Raw genomic sequence first — 20,218 nt, forward strand, 5'->3', positions numbered from 1 at the left:
TAAAGCGTCCCCTTGAAGCGCAATCTCCACCACAAGAATTTCCTGTTTAAATTCGGTAATTCACATAACTTCTTCCCGATTCAACACCATGAAAATCACCATTCATTGTGCATAAGTTCACAGTCAATTCCGACTACGAGCGTTATACTTGTGACACCATAATCGCTTTGCTAGAATTGTAATTAGCTTAAGTTTAGAATGATTATAAAGTGGAGTTTCCACAGCGGAAACCCTTGTACGATAAAGCAAAGTTCAAGCAGGTTCATGCCTTGTTCACAAAATCGCAGGCATAATCTGATGGAAAAGTGGTATACTTAGGGAAATGAAATATTGAACGCGAAAGGTGTTTTAAGCCCATGCATACACTCGTAGTCGGGGTCAACTACCGTTCAGCGCCTGTATCGATCCGTGAGAAGCTATCGTTCATTGAAAGCGAGCTTCCGCAAGCGATGCAAGCCCTGCAACAACAAAAAAGCATATTGGAGAACGTCATCGTATCGACATGCAACCGGACGGAGATCTATGCCGTCGTGGACCAGCTGCATACCGGCCGTTTTTACGTGAAGCAATTTCTGGCTTCCTATTTCGACATTCCGATGGAGCAGTTCTCCCAGTATTTATTCCTTCATGAACAGGACGAAGCGATTGATCATTTGTTCCGTGTCACTGCCGGAATCGATTCGATGGTCCTTGGCGAGACGCAGATTCTCGGCCAAGTGAAATCCAGTTTCCTCGCAGGCCAAGAGATCGGTACGACAGGAACCGTGTTCAACCAATTGTTCAAGCAAGCGGTGACGCTGGCAAAACGTGCGCATAACGAAACAGCGATCGGCGAGAATGCAGTATCGGTTTCTTACGCAGCGGTTGAGCTTGGCAAAAAAATCTTTGGTTCATTGAAAAACAAGCATGTCGTCATTCTCGGCGCAGGGAAAATGGGCGAACTCGCCATTAAGAACCTGCAAGGCAGCGGAGCGGACCGCATTACGGTCATCAACCGCACATTCGAGAAAGCGGAAGTGCTCGCTGATAAATTCGGCGGAATGGCCAAACCTTTGAATCAATTGCAATGCGCATTACTGGAAGCGGACATCTTGATTTCATCTACAGGCTCGACGGATTTCGTCATCGATCTCGAATTGATGCAGTTTGTCGAGAAGCTGAGAAAAGGCAAGCCATTGTTTATGGTCGATATCGCGGTACCGCGTGATATGGATCCACGCATCGGCGATCTTCAGAATGTCTTCCTATATGATATTGATGATATGCAAGGCATCGTCGAAGCGAACCTCGCTGAACGTGAACGCGCGGCGAAACAGATCGCCGTCATGATCGACCAAGAAGCAGAGCAGTTCAACGACTGGCTCGGCACGCTAGGCGTTGTTCCGGTCATTTCCGCATTGCGTGAGAAAGCGCTTGGCATTCAGGCGGAAACGATGGAAAGCATCGAGAACAAAATGCCGGATTTGACAGATCGCGAGAAGAAGATCCTTAATAAGCATACGAAATCGATCATCAACCAATTATTGAAAGAGCCGATTTTGCAGGCCAAGGAAATGGGTACAGCGAAGAAATCACGCGAACAGCTTGAAATGTTCATGCAGATTTTCGGCATTGAAGAAGAAGTCGAGGAGCAGCGTGAAAAACAAGCGCTTGCGACGCGCCAAAAAGCGGAGCGTGCACGCCTTGAAAAGCAGCAAGAAGCGCTGCAAGGACAAGAAAATCCAGGCTATACTGTTTAAAAATATTTCCAATTAGCGTGGATTTTCATCTCCTCGCTGTAAATGACCCAACCGGGCCGCAAATGCGGGATAGAGCTATCTTATAATGAGGCGTTTTCGAATCTATATGTTAAAATGTAGAGGCGAAACGCCTTTAATTATGGAAACGAAGGGGAATAGGATGGCTGATATAACAATGGCAAGGCTGCATGAAGCTATGGTTATACTATATGCTATCAGCCTTGTCTTTTATTTTGTCGATTATTTATATACTACGAAAAAAGCCATCCGGATTGCCATGTCACTTCTTGGGGCCGTGTGGTTATTGCAGACCGTGTTCCTGGTGCTCTACATCGTAGAGACACAGCGCTTTCCGGTACTGACTTTGTTTGAAGGCATTTATTTCTATGCGTGGTTATTGGTTACGCTATCGCTCGTCTTGCGGATTTTCTACCGTTTTGATTTTGCGGTATTTTTGATCAATATCATCGGATTCATCTTTATGGTTATCCATACATTTGCGCCGGTTCAGATCGAACGGTCGCCGGTCGGGGAAGCCTTGGTGTCGGAGTTGTTGTTCATCCACATCACGTTCGCCATCCTGTCCTATGCGGCATTTTCGTTATCGTTCGTTTTTTCTGCGCTTCACCTGCTGCTGTACAGGCTATTGAAGCAAAAGAAATGGACCAAGCAATGGAGCAGCCTGCCGTCACTCGGGCAGACCGAACAGGGCATGACCATTTCCGTTTTGGTCGGCATCCCGATGCTGTTCGTCTCACTCGTTCTCGGCTTCCAATGGGCAGTCGTGTCGCTCGAGGAATTTTCCATTTTAGATGTAAAAATTGTGGGTTCGTTTATCCTGCTGATTGTCTATAGCTTTATTCTATGGCGTCACCGGCGAGGCAACTTGAATGGCATGAACTATGCCTGGGCCCATTTGTATGCGTTTTTGATATTGCTGATTAATTTCTTTTTCGGCAGTCGTTTATCGGAATTTCATTTTTGGTATTAATAGAAAGGTAGGATTCAGTTGAGAAAAATCATTGTAGGGTCAAGAAGAAGCAAGCTTGCGTTGACGCAAACCAACCAATTCATTGAGAAAATGAAAGCGGCAGGTGCGCCGTTTGAATTCGAGATTAAAGAGATTGTCACTAAAGGCGACCGCATCCTGGATGTTCAATTGTCAAAAGTGGGGGGCAAAGGGCTTTTCGTCAAAGAAATCGAAGAGGCGCTTTATGCCAAGGAAATCGATTTCGCCGTCCACAGTATGAAAGACATGCCAGCTGTTCTTCCCGAAGGTTTTGTCATCGGCTGTATCCCGGACCGGGAAGACCCGCGTGACGCCTTCATTGCGAATGACCATGTGAAATTGATGGATTTGCCAGTCGGCGCTGTCGTCGGCACAAGCAGCTTGCGCCGGAGCTCGCAGTTACTTTTACTGCGCCCGGACCTTGATGTCCAGTGGATCCGCGGGAATATCGATACACGCCTCGCGAAGCTCCATGCAGGTGATTTCGATGCCATCATTCTGGCAGCTGCTGGGTTGAAACGTATGGGCTGGAGCGATGACATCGTCACTGAATTCATGAATACAGAAGACTGTCTACCGGCGATCGGGCAAGGCGCACTCGCCATTGAATGCCGTGAAGACGACGAAGAGCTTCTTGCGGAACTAGCGAAAGTGAACGACAAAGAAACAGAACTGGCCGTGACGGCGGAGCGTAAATTCCTTAAAGACATGAACGGTAGCTGCCAAGTGCCGATTGCAGGATATGCGACGGTTTCAGGTGATGAAATCTCCTTCACAGGATTGATTTCGGCTCCAGAAGGCGACCAAGTGTACAAAGAATCAGCGGCTGGCAAAGACCCGATTGAAGCAGGCCGCATCGTAGCTGAAAAAATCAGCGCACAAGGCGGATATGATTTGATCCAGCGTGTCATCGCCGAAAACAATGTGTAAGAAAAAACCGGTCATCATTTTTACCGGCAGCCGTTTGCCGAAAGAAGCGGCAGAGCTTGCGCTGCAGAACGGGGCGCAGGTGGAATATTATCCACTGATCGAGACGGTACTGCGAAACACCCGTGCGCCTAATTTTGAGCGTTATGGCTGGCTGATTTTCACGAGCCGCAACAGCGCAGAAGCTTTTTGCAAGCTGCGTCCAGAAACCGATGCGAAAATAGCGGCTGTCGGTGATAAGACCGCTGAAATACTGGAAAAACACGGCTATCCGGTCGACTTCATCCCTTCAACGTTCAGTGCCGATGTCTTTGTCCAGGAATTTCCGGACATCGCCGGCAAGGAACGCTGTTTGTTTGTCAGGGGGGCTCTCGCCAAAGACACGATTTTGTCGATGCCGCTAGTGATCGATGAATGGACTGTCTATGATACCGTCAAGAAGTACAACAATGCACAAGCGCTCGCCGGGATGTCCGATGTCACGATTATTTTCGCTAGCCCTTCGGCAGTTTCTGCTTACCGGGAAGCGGGTGGAAATTTCAAGGACATCCAGACTGCCGCGATTGGGCATATTACCGAACGAGCCATCATCGAAGCGGGTGGAGAGGTCCATTTCCGCCCTGAAACTTATACGTATCTTGAAATCATCCAGACAATAGCGAAAGGAAGTTGCAACTTATGAAAGACTTGAAATTCGATCGTCACCGCCGTCTGCGCGGTTCAGCGAATCTTCGTGCAATGGTCCGTGAAACCTCCGTACAAAAAGAGGATTTCATCTATCCGATTTTTGTTGTGGAAGGCGAAAACTATAAAAAAGAAATTTCTTCAATGCCAGGAGTCTACCATTATTCAATCGACCGCCTTGGCGAAGAATTAGATGAAGTGGTTGAGCTCGGCATCCCGTCCGTCATTCTTTTCGGTGTTCCGAAAGATAAAGACCCAGTCGGTTCGCAAGCTTATCACGACCACGCGATTACACAAGAAGCGATCCGTTTTGCCAAACAGCGCCATCCGGAACTCGTTGTCATCGCCGATACGTGCCTATGCCAATATACAGACCACGGGCATTGCGGCGTCATCGAAGACGGCGTCATCTTAAACGATGAGTCACTCGACTTGTTGGCGCGTACAGCGGTATCCCAAGCAAAAGCCGGTGCAGATATTATCGCGCCATCGAACATGATGGACGGCTTTGTCGCAGCGATCCGCTACGGCCTTGATGAAGCCGGATTCAGCCATATTCCAATCATGTCATACGGCGTGAAATATGCTTCTGCTTACTACGGACCGTTCCGTGAAGCGGCGCATTCTACGCCTCAATTCGGCGACCGCAAAACCTATCAGATGGACCCGGCAAACCGCATGGAAGCACTTCGCGAAGCATCATCCGATGTTAATGAAGGCGCAGATTTCATGATCGTCAAACCGGCGTTGTCTTATCTTGATATTATCCGCGAAGTTCGCGATAACTTTGACATCCCGATCGTCGCTTACAATGTTTCGGGTGAATACGCGATGGTTAAAGCAGCCGCGCAAAACGGCTGGGTCGATGAAGAAAAAATCGTTCTTGAAACTTTGCTCAGCATGAAACGTGCTGGGGCAGATATTCTGATGTCGTACCACGCAAAAGACGCGGTACGCTGGCTGGAGGGAAAATAATATGGGATACGAACACTCTAAACAAGCATTCGAAGAAGCAAAACCACTGATGCCAGGCGGCGTCAACAGCCCGGTGCGCGCCTTTAAATCGGTCAATATGGAACCGATTTTTATGCAATCCGGCAGCGGAGCAACCATTACGGACATCGACGGTAACACGTATATCGATTACGTCTTGTCTTGGGGCCCGCTGATTCTGGGCCATGCCCATCCTGAAGTGGTGAAAGCCATCCAGGAACAGGCAACACTTGGCACTTCATTTGGCGCACCGACGATCCTTGAAAACGATATGGCAAAACTCGTCCAAGAGCGCGTGCCATCAATTGAAATGGTCCGTATGGTATCGTCCGGTACAGAAGCGACGATGAGCGCACTTCGCGTAGCGCGCGGCTATACAGGACGCAACAAGATCCTGAAATTTGAAGGCTGTTACCACGGCCACGGCGATAGCCTATTGATCAAAGCGGGATCTGGCGTTGCGACACTCGGCTTGCCAGATTCTCCAGGCGTACCGGAATCTGTGGCGAAAAACACGATTACGGTTCCTTATAACGATTTGGAAAGCGTGCGCCTAGCGTTCCAGGAGTTCGGAGATGATTTGGCGGCAGTGATCGTCGAGCCGGTCGCCGGCAATATGGGCGTCGTTCCGCCAGCTGAAGGATTCCTTCAAGAGCTGCGCAACTTGACGCATGAAAACGGCACCGTCTTGATCTTCGATGAAGTCATGACTGGCTTCCGCGTCGGCTATAATTGTGCACAAGGCCATTACAGTGTCACGCCGGACATGACGTGCCTCGGCAAAGTCATCGGCGGCGGGTTGCCTGTTGGCGCATTTGGCGGCAAACGCGAAATCATGGAACAAGTCGCACCAAGCGGCTCGATCTACCAGGCGGGCACACTGTCCGGAAACCCGCTCGCGATGCGTGCAGGTTTTGAGACATTATCGCGTTTGAACGAAGCAAGCTACGAAACATTCGTTGAACGTGGTGACCAGCTGGAAAAAGGTTTCCGCGAAGCGGCTGAAAAATACAATATCCCGCATACGGTCAACCGTGCTGGTTCGATGATCGGCTTCTTCTTCACGAATGAGGAAGTGACGAACTTTGAAACGGCTTCGAGTTCCGATCTGGAGTTGTTTGCGGAGTACTATCGTTTAATGGCGGAAGAAGGCATTTACTTGCCACCATCCCAGTTTGAAGGCATGTTCCTATCGACTGCCCATACACCTGAACATATCGAACGCACAGTGCAAGCATTCCATAATGTGTTTGCGAAACTGGCAAGATAAATTAGAAGAATCGTCCTTGAAGGCTAGAAAGACTGGCTTTCGGGGGCGGTTTTTTTATAAACAAATCTTTGCACTGTTTCCGGATAGCGGAAGGAAGAGCAATATATTGACCATAAGCGTGACAAAACTTATGAGTTGATGGATTGATTTATAGAGGGAAATTCATTTTATGTCTAATAGTCTGGTAATATAAAACTAATAGATCTTTTAATTAGTGAAAGTTGGTAACGCATTGAAACGTTTTCTAATGACTTTGGCCATCGTATTGGGCGCTGGCTTTTTGTTGAGCCTGACTGGTTTGTTCCTGCCGTGGCTGTTGGGCCCGATGGCGGCTTTTCTTATCTTGCGGCAAGTGACCGATATGAAGTTCCACTGGCCGAAAGTATTCCGGACGCTTGGGTTGTTGCTGCTTGGCGTGCAGATCGGCGCAGCCTTTACCCAGGAGTCGGTATTGTTGATGGCGGCGGATCTGCCGTATATGTTTATCATGACCATCGCGGTCGTCGCGTTTTCCTTAGGGCTCGGCTGGTTGTTCCAGCGCATGACGCGCGTGACGATGTCGACGGCGTTGCTCGGATCGATGCCGGGAGGCTTGTCGCAGATGGTGCTCATTTCTGAAGACGTGAAATCCGCCAATGTGACGATCGTGTCGGTCATGCAGACTTTCCGCATCCTGCTTATCGTCTTTACCGTGCCGCTCGCTGCAGGACTTTTATCAGGGCGGGCTTCTGGCGATATTGTGGAGGCGGGCTTCCAGTTCTCACCTTACGCATTCGGCATTGCCCTTGTCTTCGGCTACGTATTATTCTGGATCATGAAGCGCATTTCTTTTCCAGCACGTGAATTGATGGCGCCGGTTCTTGCGATGGCGGTCGTCCAGACCTTGACCGGCAGCGATTTAATTGATTTGCCGAGTCTCGTCATCATTATCGCGCAAGTGTTGATCGGGACGCATCTTGGTTTATCGATGGAAAAGCTCGGCGATTCCTTGGACGGGCGGATTGCGGGGGCGGTGTTTCTCAACACGGTACTGCTGATCGCTTTTTCTGCGGGTATTGCCTACGGGCTCGAATGGTTATTGCCAGAGTATCTATTCCTCGACTTTTTCTTGAGTGCAGCTCCCGGCGGCATGGCCGAGATGACGATTACCGCACTCGAAGCGGGGGCGGATGTGCCGCTGGTGACGAGCTTACATCTGTTCCGGCTGTTCTTCATCTTGCTCATTGCGGCACCACTCGTCGCCTACTACGTGAAAAAGCTTGACGCTAAATCAGGCTATTGAGTACAATAAGCTTAACAGGATATTGATGCGTTGATGAGGATAGTAAAGTGTCCGGGACATTTCAGAGAGAAAGCCGAGTGGTGAAAGGCTTTCATGTTCCGCATTTGAATGTCACCTCGGAGCAGTTGCCGTGAAATGAGTAGCGGGAACCGGATGCGAATCCGTTATCGAACTTGAGAGCCAGGCGAATTCTGCCTGTGTATAAAGGTGGTACCGCGAAAAACTCCTTCGTCCTTTACGAGACGACAGGAGTTTTTTTGTATTCATTTTTAAGTTCGACAGAAAATGTGCCGCATGTTGGCCAAGAGGAGGAATTTGGATGAGCAAGCAATTATCAACGAAATACGAACCGCAAGCAATCGAACAAGGGCGTTACGACTGGTGGGTGGACAATAAATTCTTCGAAGCGAAACCGGAAAGCGGCAAAACGCCATATACCATCGTCATCCCGCCGCCGAACGTCACGGGCAAGCTTCACTTGGGGCATGCTTGGGATACCACCTTGCAGGACATCATGACCCGCATGAAGCGCATGCAGGGCTATGATGCGTTGTGGCTGCCTGGCATGGACCATGCCGGCATCGCGACACAGGCGAAAGTCGAAGGCAAGCTGAAAGAAGAAGGCCGTTCACGCCACGATATGGGCCGCGAAGCGTTCCTTGAGGAGTCGTGGAAATGGAAAGAAGAATACGCAGGCCATATCCGCCAGCAATGGTCGAAACTTGGCCTGGGGCTTGACTATTCACGCGAGCGTTTCACTTTGGACGAAGGCTTGTCCAAAGCGGTGCGCGAAGTATTCGTCAAATTATACGAGAAGAAATTGATTTACCGTGGCAAATACATCATCAACTGGGACCCGGCGACACAAACAGCAATCTCGGATATCGAAGTGATCTACAAAGACGTACAAGGTGCGTTCTATCATATGCGCTATCCGTTGGCTGATGGTTCTGGCCATATTGAAATTGCGACGACTCGCCCTGAGACGATGCTTGGCGATACGGCAGTCGCGGTTCACCCGAGAGATGAACGCTATCAGCATTTGATCGGCAAAAAAGTCATCTTGCCGATCATCGGCCGTGAAATTGAAATCGTTGCAGACGATTACGTCGACCGCGAATTCGGAAGCGGTGCCGTGAAAATCACGCCGGCCCACGACCCGAACGACTTTGAAATCGGCAATCGCCACAATTTGGAACGCGTTCTCATCATGCATGAAGACGGCTCGATGAACGAAAACGCCGGCAAATACGAAGGCATGGACCGCTTCGAATGCCGTAAAGCAATTATCAAAGACCTTCAGGATATGGACGTTTTATTCAAAATTGAAGAACATCTTCATTCCGTCGGGCATTCCGAGCGCAGCGGTGCAGTCGTCGAACCGTATTTATCGACACAATGGTTCGTGGACATGCAGCCACTCGCGAAGAAAGCGGTCGACAGCCAGAAGAGCGAAGACGGCGTCAATTTCGTGCCGGACCGTTTCGAAAAAACCTATTTGCACTGGATGGAAAACATCCGCGATTGGTGCATCTCGCGTCAATTGTGGTGGGGACATCAGATTCCGGCTTGGTACCATAACGAAACCGGCGAAATCTATGTCGGCCACGAAGCACCGGCGGACGCAGAAAACTGGACGCAAGATGAAGATGTTCTCGATACGTGGTTCTCATCCGCCCTATGGCCGTTCTCGACACTCGGCTGGCCGGAAGAAAACGATGAGTTGAGCCGTTACTACCCGACCGATGCACTCGTGACGGGCTATGACATCATCAACTTCTGGGTATCGCGCATGATTTTCCAGGCACTTGAATTCACTGGTGAAAAACCGTTCAAAGACGTGCTCATCCACGGCCTCGTTAGGGATGCGGAAGGACGCAAAATGTCGAAATCACTCGGCAACGGCGTCGACCCGATGGACGTGATCTCGGAATACGGTGCAGATTCCTTGCGCTACTTCCTGGCGACTGCATCATCTCCAGGGCAGGACCTGCGCTACTCGAACGACAAAGTCGAGTCGGTTTGGAACTTTGCCAATAAAATCTGGAATGCCTCGCGCTTTGCAATGATGAACATGGAAGGCATGGAGCACAAAGATATCGGTTTGTCCGGCGAGAAATCCGTGGCTGATACATGGATCTTGACGCGCCTCAACGAAACGATCGAACAAGTGACAGACCTTGCGGAACGCTACGAGTTTGGGGAAGTAGGCCGCTTGCTTTACAATTTCATCTGGGATGATTTCTGTGACTGGTATATTGAAATGGCGAAATTGCCATTGTACGGAGAAGACGAGCAGGCAAAAGCGATGACGCGTTCGGTGCTCGCTTACGTGCTCGATAACACAATGCGTTTGCTACACCCGTTCATGCCGTTCATCACTGAAGAAATCTGGCAGAACTTGCCGACTGAAGGCGAATCCATCACGATTGCCGCTTGGCCGACAGCCGACCCGGCACTGAGTGATGTGAAAAAAGCCGACAGCATGAAGCTATTGATGGACGTTATTCGTTCGGTCCGCACGATCCGCGCGGAAGTCCAGACGCCGATGAGCAAGAAAGTGCCGATGACGATCAGCGCGAAAGACGCGACAACTTTATCGGTGCTCGAAGAAAACGCAGCGTATATCGAACGTTTCTGCAACCCGGAGACGTTGACGATTGGCCACAACATCGAAGCACCAGAGAAATCGATGTCAGCGGTCGTGTCCGGAGCGGAATTGTTCATGCCGCTTGAAGGCTTGATCGACATCGAAGAAGAATTGAAACGCCTGCAAAAAGAACTCGACAAATGGGCGAAGGAAGTCAAACTCGTTCAAGGCAAATTGTCGAACGAACGCTTCGTGTCGAAAGCACCGGAAGCGGTAGTGGCAGAGGAACGCAAGAAAGAAGCGGATTACCTCGAGAAGCACGCAACCGTTGAAAAACGCATGGAAGAATTGAAGAACCTGTAATAGAAAAAAGCGATTCCCGAATTGGGGAATCGCTTTTTTAGTTCCGGTCACTTTCGCGGAACGGATAGTTTTGTTCCAGTTTCGTAAAATGTTGTGCCAAGAGCTCGGCGATATTGTCCTCATGTGTTTGATAAAAGGAGCGGGCGCCGACGGGGTCTTCAAGTTCATTGAACACATGGCGGCCGTCTTCCAACAACAAAAAATCGATGCCGATATAATCACTCTTCAACGCTTTGGCAATGTTTTCAATGTCTCGCCGTTGGACAGCCGTCAGTTCAAAGCTTTCAGCGCTAGCACCAAGTGAATAATTCGCTTTGAATGAATCAGTGGCACTGCGTTTGACTGCACCGACGATTTCCTTGCCGATGACGTATGCCCGGACATCGGCTATATGCGGGATGACAGGCTGATAGAGGAGAGGTACTTTAGTGTCCGGCATATCTTGAGCGGATTTCACGAGCCAAACTTCCTGGCCTCCATGGCCGTCTGCAGTTTTGCTTACATAAGGCACTGGGAGCGGCGTTTTCTGTGTCGGGATCACCGGCACGCCGAGCAGTTGCAGAAATTGATGGCTCTGCCATTTGTCGTTGGCGATGCGGTTCACTTCTGCACGGTTGATGAGCCGTACGCCGCGGTCTTCCAAAAAACGCGCCGCATGCGGCTGGCGTACGCGAAAAAACACCGATTGCCCCTGGACACGCTTAAGTAATTGTTCCAGCCCCGAATCGCTCCAATCGTCCCAGGTGAGTAACTCAATTGAACAAAAGCGCTTTAATTCATCAATAAAACCTTGATTGTGCTGCGCAGCGGCGGATTCGTATAAAAAGATCATGCCAAATCCTCCTGGATATAGCGGATCATCTCATCTGCGACATTGATGCCTGTGACATTGAGGATATTGCGGATATGTGCAGCCGCATTGACTTCACAGACGAGCGTTTGGCCGTCCGGTCCGTATAGCAGATCGACGCCGGCAAATACGGCACCGACTGCTTGTGCCGCCTCCAGTGCGAGTTGTTGTTGCTCGGGAGTCAGTTCGACTGGGAACGCCCGGCCGCCGTTTGTGATGTTCGCACGGAAGTCGGTATCGGATTGTCGTTTCATGGCCGCAACGATTTTTTCTCCGACGATATTGACACGGATGTCGCGCCCGCGGCTTTCCGCGATGAATTCTTGGAATACGTAATCGATTCCGGATAGGCTTTCGACTTTTTCGTAAAACTCAATTTCCGTTTCAATCAAATACACTTTCATGCCAAACGACCCGTGCCCTTCCTTGATGATCATCGGCAAGCCGATTTGAGCCAATACGCCTTCAAAATAGCCGGAACCTTGGATCGTGAAGTTCGGATACACTTTCGGAGCGACGATCGTCTTCGGCATCGGGATTTTTCTTTCCGCCAAGCGGATGTATTGCGTGGCTTTGTTATCGCATAAGTCGATGATCGCCGGATCGTTATAAACGGGAACCCCACGGCTTTTAAGAAAATAGCCGAGCAAAATGTCTTTGTCGAGCAGCACCGCAAAATCGGGAAACGACTGCTGTTCAGACAGCGACATTTGGATTTCGTAATTTTTCTTGATTGACACTTGGATGCCTTGGCGCTCGGCGGCTTCTGCCATCAATTGCGCTTGGTCTTGAAATTTATCGGAAACGAGGCTTCCGTTATAGATAACCCAACAACTCAGCATTTCCATTCCACCTTCATGATATACTCATACGTAAAAAGTGTATCATGTTTACTTACGGAAAGAGGTTTTTTTATGATTACAGGACTCGATCACTATAAAGATAAATGGGGTGTCCGGTCGGATGCTTCGATTCAACCTGGACTAGAAGCGATGGAATCCGCTTTGGCTGAGTTGGGGAACCCCCATCAAGGACTGTCCTTTATCCACATCGCAGGAACCAATGGCAAAGGCTCCACGGCAGCTTTAGTTTCCTCCATTCTTATGGCGCACGGAAAACGGGTCGGCAATTTCTTTTCCCCTGCGATCGAAGATGTCCATGACCAAATCCAAATCGATCGGCTGCCGGTCGGAGCAGCGGAAATCGACCAGGCAATGGAACAACTGGCGAACGTGAAAACGCCATTGACGGATTTTGAATTGCTGACGGCTGCTGCCTTTCTTATATTTAAAGAAAAATCGTTGGACTACATCGTTATCGAAGCGGGCATGGGCGGCAGATTCGACAGCACCAATGTGATCGACCCGCTCATTGCGATCATCACGAGCATTTCCAAGGAACACACAAAGTTTCTCGGCGACAGCATTGAAGAAATTTCCTGGCATAAAGCCGGCATTATCAAATCAAACAAGCCTGTCATCATCGGGCAATTGCCGGATCCTGCCCGCATGATAGTCAATGAAATTGCGAATGAAAAAAATTCTGCTGTCTTTGCTGTTCAAGAGGGCTATAGCGGTCCTTTGAAACTGAAAGGGGATCATCAGAAAATCAACGCCTCTTTGGCATGGATGGCTGCTGAGCAATTGCTGGCAGGAAACTTTGATGAAGAAAAAGCGGTTTACGGCTTATCTCACGCTTCTATTTCATTCCGCTTTGAAGAAGTATTCCGCGATGTTATTTTTGACGGGGCACACAATGAAGCGAGCATCAAAGCTTTGGTGAAAACCATACAGCAAAATTACCCAAATAAAAAAATCTGTATCGTAATGGGGTTAATTCAAGGTAAGGACTATTTATCTATTTTAAGAGAGCTGGAAAAAATTAGCACTGATTTTACGTTTATTGATTTCAGCGAAGACCGTGCAATGCCGGCGCATATTTTATTTTCAGAAAATATAAGTAAAATAAAGACAATTCGAAATGATTATGATATATTACCTGTACAAGAAGATAGGGAAGTGACAATAGTCACAGGTTCTCTTTACCTACTTAGTATTTTAAAACAACAAAATTATGAAATGTTCCGGCATTACAAAAACCGCTGATCATCAAAATGGGGGCGCTGCAAGAACATAGCAAGGGAGAAGAGCGATGGATCCATTATCAAAAAGAAAGAGAATTCTTTGGACGGCATGGTTGTTAATCGTTCCGCCAGGACTCTACCTTATCTATCAATATTACCCGCCGCCTGCTATGGAAATGGCCGATATGTTAGCCTATTTGGCTTTTTTCGTTCTGGCTTGCTTGTTCCCGATGAACATTGGCGGCGTGCCGACGTACCTTGTCCAATGGCTAATGGTTGCCGTGTTCTTGAAGTACGGGCTATTCGTGGAAGTCATACTTTCCCAAGTAACGATGCTCATCGTTATTTTACGGTTGCGGACTTCTGAAAGCCTGTCGGTGCGAATTCCGTTCAATTCCATGATGTTTTATTTTATTTCTGTAATTGCCGGTTTGTCATTTATGCTTGCAGGCGGTGAGATCGGTTCGTTGAATCTGGGAGATGTTATCTTGTTCGGCCTGTTGTTCCAGACCGTCTCTTTCGTCGCAAATCAATTGATTCTCTATGGCTATATCCGCATCCTTGGTGAACATAAAGATTTTTTCTCACTCGATACCATTTGGGATTTCTCCATTACATTTTTAGTTTTCCCATTCTCTATCGCCCTTTATATGTCAGAAGCTTATTTCGGCTTGGCGGCATTGCTGCTGCTCGGCATTCCGTTCTTTACGATGACTGCCATTATACATATGTACACCAATTCTGAAAAAGTGAACAACGATTTGAAAAAAGCGGGGGAGATCGGACATCAACTGGCTGCCCGCTTGTCTTCCGATGAAGTGCTCGACCAGTTCGTCATTCAAGTCGCTGAACTTTTTAAAGTGGATTATGCCTATGTAATCGATTACCGGAACAACGAATTATTGATCATGCTGCGCATGTTTGAAGACAATGAATTCAAACCAATCGACATAGAGCCGGTCAACTACGACCAAGGGATCGCGGGAAAAGCAATCATTGAAAACGATTCTTTTATTTTCAGCAGCAAAGCCCAGTGGAAGAACATACCAACAGAGTATATCCATGCGGAGTCAGAGAGCCTCATGGCGATGCCCATTTCGAGAAACAATAAAATCGAAGGGGTGTTGGTTCTCGCCACACGCCGGAAGCACGCATTTCTTCACCACCAGCTTCAAATTTTGGACATCTTAAGCACTTATTTTGCCGTTTCCTTGGAAAAAGCGGTGCTCGTCCAAAAAGCGATCGCTAAGAGCGAACGCTGCGGGCTGACCAAATTATACAATTACCGCTATTTGGACGAAGCGATCGGCAAATGCATGGAACAAGTGAACAACGGAGAACTCGACAACTTATCCGTCATCATGATGGACATCGACTATTTCAAAACAATCAACGATAAATACGGGCACCAAAGTGGCAATGAAATCTTAATCGGTCTTGCCAAACTATTAACTGACATGGTCGGAAGCGAAGGAACCATTGCGCGCTATGGAGGCGAAGAATTTGTCATCCTGCTGCCAAGCTACGGCAAAGAATTGGCGCTGTTGTTCGCTGAAAACATTCGCAAGGAAATTGAAAAGCACGAATTCACCATCCACAGCGATCTGGATGAACATCGAGGCCCTACCAGCATCAAGATCACCATGAGCATCGGCGTCTCCTCAGCACCACAAGACAGCGATGACGCCATGGCCATGATCCGCAATGCGGACCGGGCTTTGTATATTGGGGCGAAGCAAGCGGGGCGGAATAAGGTTGCGGCTTATACGAAATAAGACTACAGATGGGCGCTCCCCATTTCTAGTCTTTTTTTTGTGGGCATTTTAAATGATTGGAATAAAACAATGCGAAAATACAAAAAAAATGCAATAATAGTGATGAATACATGTATGATATGAAATAAATTACATTTAATTGATAAATTAATAATAAGTGACATTGTTGATGAGGTGAAGGTATTTGAAATTTCTATTAAACAATCAAGAAGGCTTATCCATTTTAGAGATTCTTGCTTCAATTTTATTGTTATCAATTATAATTATAGGTTTTATGCCTTTGCTTTTTCATTCAGGTAACGCCATTGAGAAATCCGGTGTTGTAATAGAAGGAACATATATTTCTCAAAACTTAATTGAAGAAGTATACGAAGTTGTCAGCAGTGATGTGGGCTTTAGCGACTGGCTAGATGATCCTGAAACAATAAGTACACAGTGGGATTACGTGACATCTGATCGGGATTGCCGTATGCATTTTCAAAACACTTCCAATGGCATTGTTGCCAATATGTATATTAACGCGGCATCTGACGAAGGTCCATCATGCGAAGCGCTGGATGAGACTGCCATGAAGAATGTTCTTATTACTGTCTCGACATCCAATAAGCCGACAATAATCGAATCACAAATGGAGACTATCTTAGTATGGGAAAATTGATGCGTATTGCAAGGTTGGATTCCAAAGGTTTGACGCTGGTGGAAATTTTAGCGGTTCTAGCATTGCTAGGTATCATCATCACCTTGTCGATGAATATATTTGTCACCGGAAAAAACACAGTGGATAGGCAGAACACGGAAGCTGATATGCAAGATTCAGTGACTTTGGCTATGAAAGATATCACTAAGCAAATTCGAAGTGCTGAAGAAGTGACATTAGAAGAAAATGATATTGTTTCAGAAACGGGAGCTTGCACCTATCAATTTGCCAATGCCCAAGGGACTACTTTAGAAACAGAATCCTTTAACTATCGATTTTCCAATCAAAAGATATACAAAAATGACGTAATGCTCGCTGAAAATATTGGAGCTGCTGCATTTTTGAAAAAAGACAATATAGTATTAGTGAAAATAGAAAGTCTGGACAAAGAGATTTCTCTTTGTACTAAGATCCTCATAAGAGAGTAGGTGGAATTAATGAAAAAACATTCTGGTAACCCATTAAAGATAATGACCAACAATGAAGGCATTTCTTTGGTTATGGTGCTTTTTGTTTTAGTAGTTATTTCTATTCTCGGACTTTCTATGATGGGGATGGCCGCCAACAACTTGACACAAAGTACTGGTGAACAAGACTTCCAATCGGCATTTTACATCGCTGAAGGCGGAGCAGTAAAGGCGATGGAAGAAATAAATGAAGAGAAAATAAAAATAGAATCAAATACAACTTCATCGGATAATTTCTTTCAGGAATTTGAACTTGCCCTTGCTGACCTGAACTCTCGTGTAATAGACTCTTTTGCTCCACATGCTGGAGAAACTCCGGTTGCTACTATTACTATAGAGAAAATCTCACTTGGGAAATACAAGCTGACATCTGTAGGAGAGATTGGCAGCCGTAAACGGGAAGTTTCAGGACATTTCAACGTGCAATACACACAAGGAAGCCGGTTTTCAATTCCGACAAACTTATCTTTGTACACTGAAGAGCAAATCGAGTTGACTGGCGGTGCGCAGGTTAATGGAAGTGTTGGTACTGAATTAACCTCAAACGGCTCCATCAAAATGGATGGTGGAGCAGGAATTTCAAATCAAATACTTGTTCCTGTCGGTTCTTCTCCCAACCCTATAAATGCTCCAAACGATTTGCTGAGCAAGCATGTTTCCAAAATTTCAAATTATAGTGGACAGCTGGTGCCACGTGAATTGCCGGCATTCCCTGAATATCCCTCATACCAACAAATGGCAGATGTCACAATCGGTGGTCAATACAATCGATTCAAGGTTATTGATAATGGAAACTTGAATATTACTTCGTGGCAGGCACAGAATTATATTTTAAATTTAACTAGTGATGTTTATTTTAAAAATATAAATGTAGCGCAAAATATTAAATTGACCATAGAAACGGGCAACAAAGACAGGGCGATCGTTGTAGATAATTTGAATTTGGCCACCGGTCAAATCCAGATAACCGGAACAGGAAAGTTAACGATTTATGTGACGCAAAATATGGCATTTGGCAGTGGTAATTTTAATCTGGATGGAAGCAGAGACAAACTGGAAATATTCTTGAAAGGAACAGCTGGAAACACTGCTAAGAAACACATCAATATTGCTGCTGACATGAAAATCAACGGTTCATTATATGCTGAAAATGCAAATATAACGTTTACAGGTGGAGGAGGCTTTTTAGGGCATGTGTTGACTGGTGGGGATAACCTTACAATTTCAGGTGGCGCCCGAGTGGGAAGTTCTCTTATTTTTGCACCAAATGCAGGTGTAAAATTATTAGGTGGTGGAAAAGTGGATGGATCCATCATCAGCAAAAGTTATTATGCCAATGGGGGAACGATTTTGAAATATGTTCCAATAAATCATGAAAGCATACCAATGATCGGAGAGCTTGGCTCAAGTGAGTCCGAGGTTGAAATTATTCCAGATCCATTTAGAGAATCGTGATTGCTACAACGAAACAAATAGATAAAAACTTATAGGGGGTATTCGTCGTTGGTTTATATTCTGATTTTCATTATCATCTCGGCAGTGGTTTTGCCGCTCACATATTTGCTTTTCAAACAGGTGCCGCTCGCAAAGCGGATGACAATTGTCGTCGGGGGACTTGCCACTGCGGGGGCAGCACTCATGATGCAAGGAATATATGCTTGGTACATGGTAATGCTGGCGCTTCTCGGATTGTCTTTTTTGGTTGCTTTTGCATACATGAAACTGACCGAGAAAGAACAAAAAGAGAGGCAGCGCTTGGCTGAAGAGCGCCGCGAGCTCAAAAGGCAAAACACAAAAACTTATTTAGCGACGCCAGAAGAAATACCCGCATTTGCAGAACCCGCTGAAAAGCCGAAACCGTTCGGCATGCATTCGATTGATTCTGGGCGAGAGGAGATTACCCGTGGACAATAAATTATTTGGACTGGCGTTTGCGATAGTTTTCGGCTTAGCGGTTTCAGTCTATAGCACGGCCAATGCCGGGGCTTATGCTGTAGATAACTGGCTGTTTCCAACAGAGGAATTTGGCGACAATACTTATATTGGCACGACCGATGTATCTAATATGGCAGTAGAATCGGCGAAAATGATGTTTGCTGGCCAGTCAGAAACGTGGCGCTCAAATGCTGAACTTCTTGTTACTTACCAGGATGTAACAGAAACTTATCCATTGGAAAATGCGGAAATTCTTTTGGATGAAACAGTGCGCAATGCCAAAACAGGTACTCAAAATAGTTTTGTTTTCGAGTTGCCGTCGTCCACGACGCGTTCTTTTTTAAGTGAACATTTTCCGGTAGCTGATTTTTCTGAAGGGGATATTGACGCCATCAACGGAAAATTGGAAACAGCTCTTCAAGGAGGGCAGATAAAAACGCAAGTCTCGATCAGTGATGATAGCCTGAGCATTGATCGTGAGCAGCTGGCAGCGGTTGCATTTCCATCTACGCTTTTAAATGAAGGCAGTTCCGTTGTGATCGAAGCTTTGGACGGAATTCAACTGGCACCAGAATCTCAATTCTCTTTTCTTGAATTTGTTGCCGGACTTCCACTGAATGATGTCAGCGATGCTCAGCTGACGCAAATCGCATCCGCAATTTATAGCACAGTGCTTCAAACCAACTTCCTAATAGATGAGCGCAGTATCGGTTCTCAGGTGCCGGACTCGATTCCATTAGGACAAGAAGCGTCAATAAACCGCCAACTTGGCATCGATTTGATCTTTACGAATCCAAATGAAAGTTCGTTCACTTTGAATTTATCTATCGAAAGCGACTCTTTGAACGCGTCCATCGCAGGATACCCTTATCAGTATTCATATACGATTGGAATTACTGAAGAAACGAATATCGAGCCACGATTGATTAAGCAATTCAGTGCATTTGTTTCCAGTGGCAATCAAGTTGAGTCAGAGGGACAAGCCGGAAAACGTTTGAATGTCATCCGAACAATTTTTGATGGTGGAGAAGTGATGGAAGTCGAAACGGTATCGAATGATTTCTATCCGCCAGTCCACCGTGTCGAAGTGCATGCGTTGGCTCAGTCGGAAGCAGAAACGTCAGTGCCGGTTGCCGGAGAACCCGGGTTTATCGATACTGATGGCGATGGCATTCATGATGAAACACCAATCAACAGTTTTCCGACAATAGGCCAGCCAGGTTTTATCGATCTAAATGGTGATGGTGTCCATGATGGAATTATAACCTTGCCCACCATCGGCCAGCCAGGTTTTGTAGATGAGAATGAAGATGGAATTCATGACGGAACACCGGCTATTACCGTTCCGGTTGAGGGGCAGCCTGGTTTCGTGGATGAAAATGGCGACGGTATCCATGACACGATAACGATTACGCCGACAGTGCCATCGGCTGGACAACCCAGTGATTCAGTTTCTGACGATCCGACAGCTCCTGAACCCACTGAAGATGAAAATACAGCTGACGAGGTGCCTATTTACGATAAAGGCGGCAAGCTGATTCCTAAGTAACTGTA

17 protein-coding genes and 1 other annotated feature are annotated in these 20,218 nt (G+C 47.0%); of the genes, 15 read left to right on the forward strand and 2 right to left on the reverse strand.

Translation table 11 applies throughout. The annotated features are described in order from the left end of the window. The first annotated feature begins 356 nt into the window (after positions 1-356). From hemA to G3255_RS07440, 8 genes are all read left to right on the forward strand, one after another. Positions 357-1,739: a glutamyl-tRNA reductase gene (gene hemA / locus G3255_RS07405; protein ID WP_211653908.1), complete on the forward strand. Its 1,383-nt coding sequence runs from the start codon at positions 357-359 to the stop codon at positions 1,737-1,739. A gap of 160 nt (positions 1,740-1,899) precedes the next feature. After that, the gene (locus tag G3255_RS07410) at positions 1,900-2,730 is read left to right on the forward strand and encodes a cytochrome C assembly family protein (protein ID WP_211653909.1); all 831 of its coding nucleotides are present in this window, start codon (positions 1,900-1,902) and stop codon (positions 2,728-2,730) included. 18 nt (positions 2,731-2,748) lie between these two features. Then, positions 2,749-3,678: a hydroxymethylbilane synthase gene (hemC, locus tag G3255_RS07415; protein ID WP_211653910.1), complete on the forward strand. Its 930-nt coding sequence runs from the start codon at positions 2,749-2,751 to the stop codon at positions 3,676-3,678. After that, entirely contained in the window at positions 3,671-4,357 is a 687-nt protein-coding gene (locus G3255_RS07420; RefSeq protein WP_249222081.1) for a uroporphyrinogen-III synthase, read from the forward strand. Before hemC ends, G3255_RS07420 begins: the two co-directional genes overlap by 8 nt. After that, positions 4,354-5,334: a porphobilinogen synthase gene (gene hemB / locus G3255_RS07425; RefSeq protein WP_211653912.1), complete on the forward strand. Its 981-nt coding sequence runs from the start codon at positions 4,354-4,356 to the stop codon at positions 5,332-5,334. Before G3255_RS07420 ends, hemB begins: the two co-directional genes overlap by 4 nt. Before the next feature lies 1 nt (position 5,335). Further along, positions 5,336-6,622, forward strand: coding sequence for a glutamate-1-semialdehyde 2,1-aminomutase (gene hemL, locus G3255_RS07430; protein ID WP_211653913.1), 1,287 nt, complete (start codon positions 5,336-5,338; stop codon positions 6,620-6,622). Positions 6,623-6,854: 232 nt separating this feature from the next. Continuing rightward, positions 6,855-7,904, forward strand: coding sequence for an AbrB family transcriptional regulator (locus tag G3255_RS07435; RefSeq protein ID WP_249222082.1), 1,050 nt, complete (start codon positions 6,855-6,857; stop codon positions 7,902-7,904). A gap of 21 nt (positions 7,905-7,925) precedes the next feature. After that, positions 7,926-8,143 (forward strand) — a binding site (T-box leader). An 80-nt stretch (positions 8,144-8,223) separates the two neighbouring features. Next, positions 8,224-10,857, forward strand: a complete 2,634-nt coding sequence (locus G3255_RS07440; RefSeq protein WP_211653914.1) for a valine--tRNA ligase — start codon at positions 8,224-8,226, stop codon at positions 10,855-10,857. A 37-nt stretch (positions 10,858-10,894) separates the two neighbouring features. Here G3255_RS07440 and G3255_RS07445 read toward each other — a convergent pair whose 3' ends face one another. Both G3255_RS07445 and G3255_RS07450 read right to left on the reverse strand, forming a co-directional pair. After that, positions 10,895-11,689, reverse strand: a complete 795-nt coding sequence (locus G3255_RS07445; RefSeq protein ID WP_211653915.1) for an ATP-grasp domain-containing protein — start codon at positions 11,687-11,689, stop codon at positions 10,895-10,897. Further along, positions 11,686-12,549, reverse strand: coding sequence for an ATP-grasp domain-containing protein (locus tag G3255_RS07450; protein WP_211653916.1), 864 nt, complete (start codon positions 12,547-12,549; stop codon positions 11,686-11,688). Before G3255_RS07450 ends, G3255_RS07445 begins: the two co-directional genes overlap by 4 nt. 72 nt (positions 12,550-12,621) lie before the next feature. Between G3255_RS07450 and G3255_RS07455 the strand changes: the two genes are divergently transcribed. The 7 genes from G3255_RS07455 to G3255_RS07485 all read left to right on the forward strand — a co-directional run bounded on the left by G3255_RS07455 (position 12,622) and on the right by G3255_RS07485 (position 20,213). Then, entirely contained in the window at positions 12,622-13,812 is a 1,191-nt protein-coding gene (locus tag G3255_RS07455; protein WP_211653917.1) for a bifunctional folylpolyglutamate synthase/dihydrofolate synthase, read from the forward strand. Between the two features lie 46 nt (positions 13,813-13,858). Then, entirely contained in the window at positions 13,859-15,565 is a 1,707-nt protein-coding gene (locus tag G3255_RS07460; protein WP_211653918.1) for a sensor domain-containing diguanylate cyclase, read from the forward strand. Positions 15,566-15,749: 184 nt separating this feature from the next. Beyond that, entirely contained in the window at positions 15,750-16,223 is a 474-nt protein-coding gene (locus tag G3255_RS07465) for a hypothetical protein (RefSeq protein WP_211653919.1), read from the forward strand. Next, complete coding sequence (locus tag G3255_RS07470) at positions 16,211-16,690, forward strand: PilW family protein (protein ID WP_211653920.1); 480 nt, start codon at positions 16,211-16,213, stop codon at positions 16,688-16,690. The genes G3255_RS07465 and G3255_RS07470 overlap by 13 nt, the downstream gene beginning before the upstream one ends. Before the next feature lie 9 nt (positions 16,691-16,699). Continuing rightward, positions 16,700-18,184 (forward strand): DUF7305 domain-containing protein, encoded by a 1,485-nt coding sequence (locus G3255_RS07475; protein ID WP_211653921.1) that lies wholly within the window; start codon positions 16,700-16,702, stop codon positions 18,182-18,184. A gap of 48 nt (positions 18,185-18,232) precedes the next feature. Then, positions 18,233-18,643, forward strand: a complete 411-nt coding sequence (locus tag G3255_RS07480) for a hypothetical protein (protein ID WP_211653922.1) — start codon at positions 18,233-18,235, stop codon at positions 18,641-18,643. After that, complete coding sequence (locus tag G3255_RS07485; RefSeq protein ID WP_211653923.1) at positions 18,633-20,213, forward strand: VanW family protein; 1,581 nt, start codon at positions 18,633-18,635, stop codon at positions 20,211-20,213. Before G3255_RS07480 ends, G3255_RS07485 begins: the two co-directional genes overlap by 11 nt. The last annotated feature ends 5 nt before the right edge of the window (positions 20,214-20,218 follow it).

It is taken from the genome of Planococcus sp. MSAK28401, from assembly GCF_018283455.1.
GTDB classification, from domain to species: Bacteria; Bacillota; Bacilli; order Bacillales_A; family Planococcaceae; genus Planococcus; species Planococcus alpniumensis.

Bases quoted from the DNA above. Each gene is read 5' to 3' on its own strand.
- G3255_RS07410 (WP_211653909.1), top strand. From the start codon at position 1,900: ATGGCTGATATAACAATGGCAAGGCTGCATGAAGCTATGGTTATACTA.
- G3255_RS07455 (WP_211653917.1), top strand. From the start codon at position 12,622: ATGATTACAGGACTCGATCACTATAAAGATAAATGGGGTGTCCGGTCG.
- G3255_RS07460 (WP_211653918.1), top strand. From the start codon at position 13,859: ATGGATCCATTATCAAAAAGAAAGAGAATTCTTTGGACGGCATGGTTG.
- hemB (WP_211653912.1), top strand. From the start codon at position 4,354: ATGAAAGACTTGAAATTCGATCGTCACCGCCGTCTGCGCGGTTCAGCG.
- G3255_RS07470 (WP_211653920.1), top strand. From the start codon at position 16,211: ATGGGAAAATTGATGCGTATTGCAAGGTTGGATTCCAAAGGTTTGACG.
- hemL (WP_211653913.1), top strand. From the start codon at position 5,336: ATGGGATACGAACACTCTAAACAAGCATTCGAAGAAGCAAAACCACTG.
- G3255_RS07420 (WP_249222081.1), top strand. From the start codon at position 3,671: ATGTGTAAGAAAAAACCGGTCATCATTTTTACCGGCAGCCGTTTGCCG.
- G3255_RS07440 (WP_211653914.1), top strand. From the start codon at position 8,224: ATGAGCAAGCAATTATCAACGAAATACGAACCGCAAGCAATCGAACAA.
- hemA (WP_211653908.1), top strand. From the start codon at position 357: ATGCATACACTCGTAGTCGGGGTCAACTACCGTTCAGCGCCTGTATCG.
- G3255_RS07450 (WP_211653916.1), bottom strand. From the start codon at position 12,549: ATGCTGAGTTGTTGGGTTATCTATAACGGAAGCCTCGTTTCCGATAAA.
- G3255_RS07475 (WP_211653921.1), top strand. From the start codon at position 16,700: ATGAAAAAACATTCTGGTAACCCATTAAAGATAATGACCAACAATGAA.
- G3255_RS07445 (WP_211653915.1), bottom strand. From the start codon at position 11,689: ATGATCTTTTTATACGAATCCGCCGCTGCGCAGCACAATCAAGGTTTT.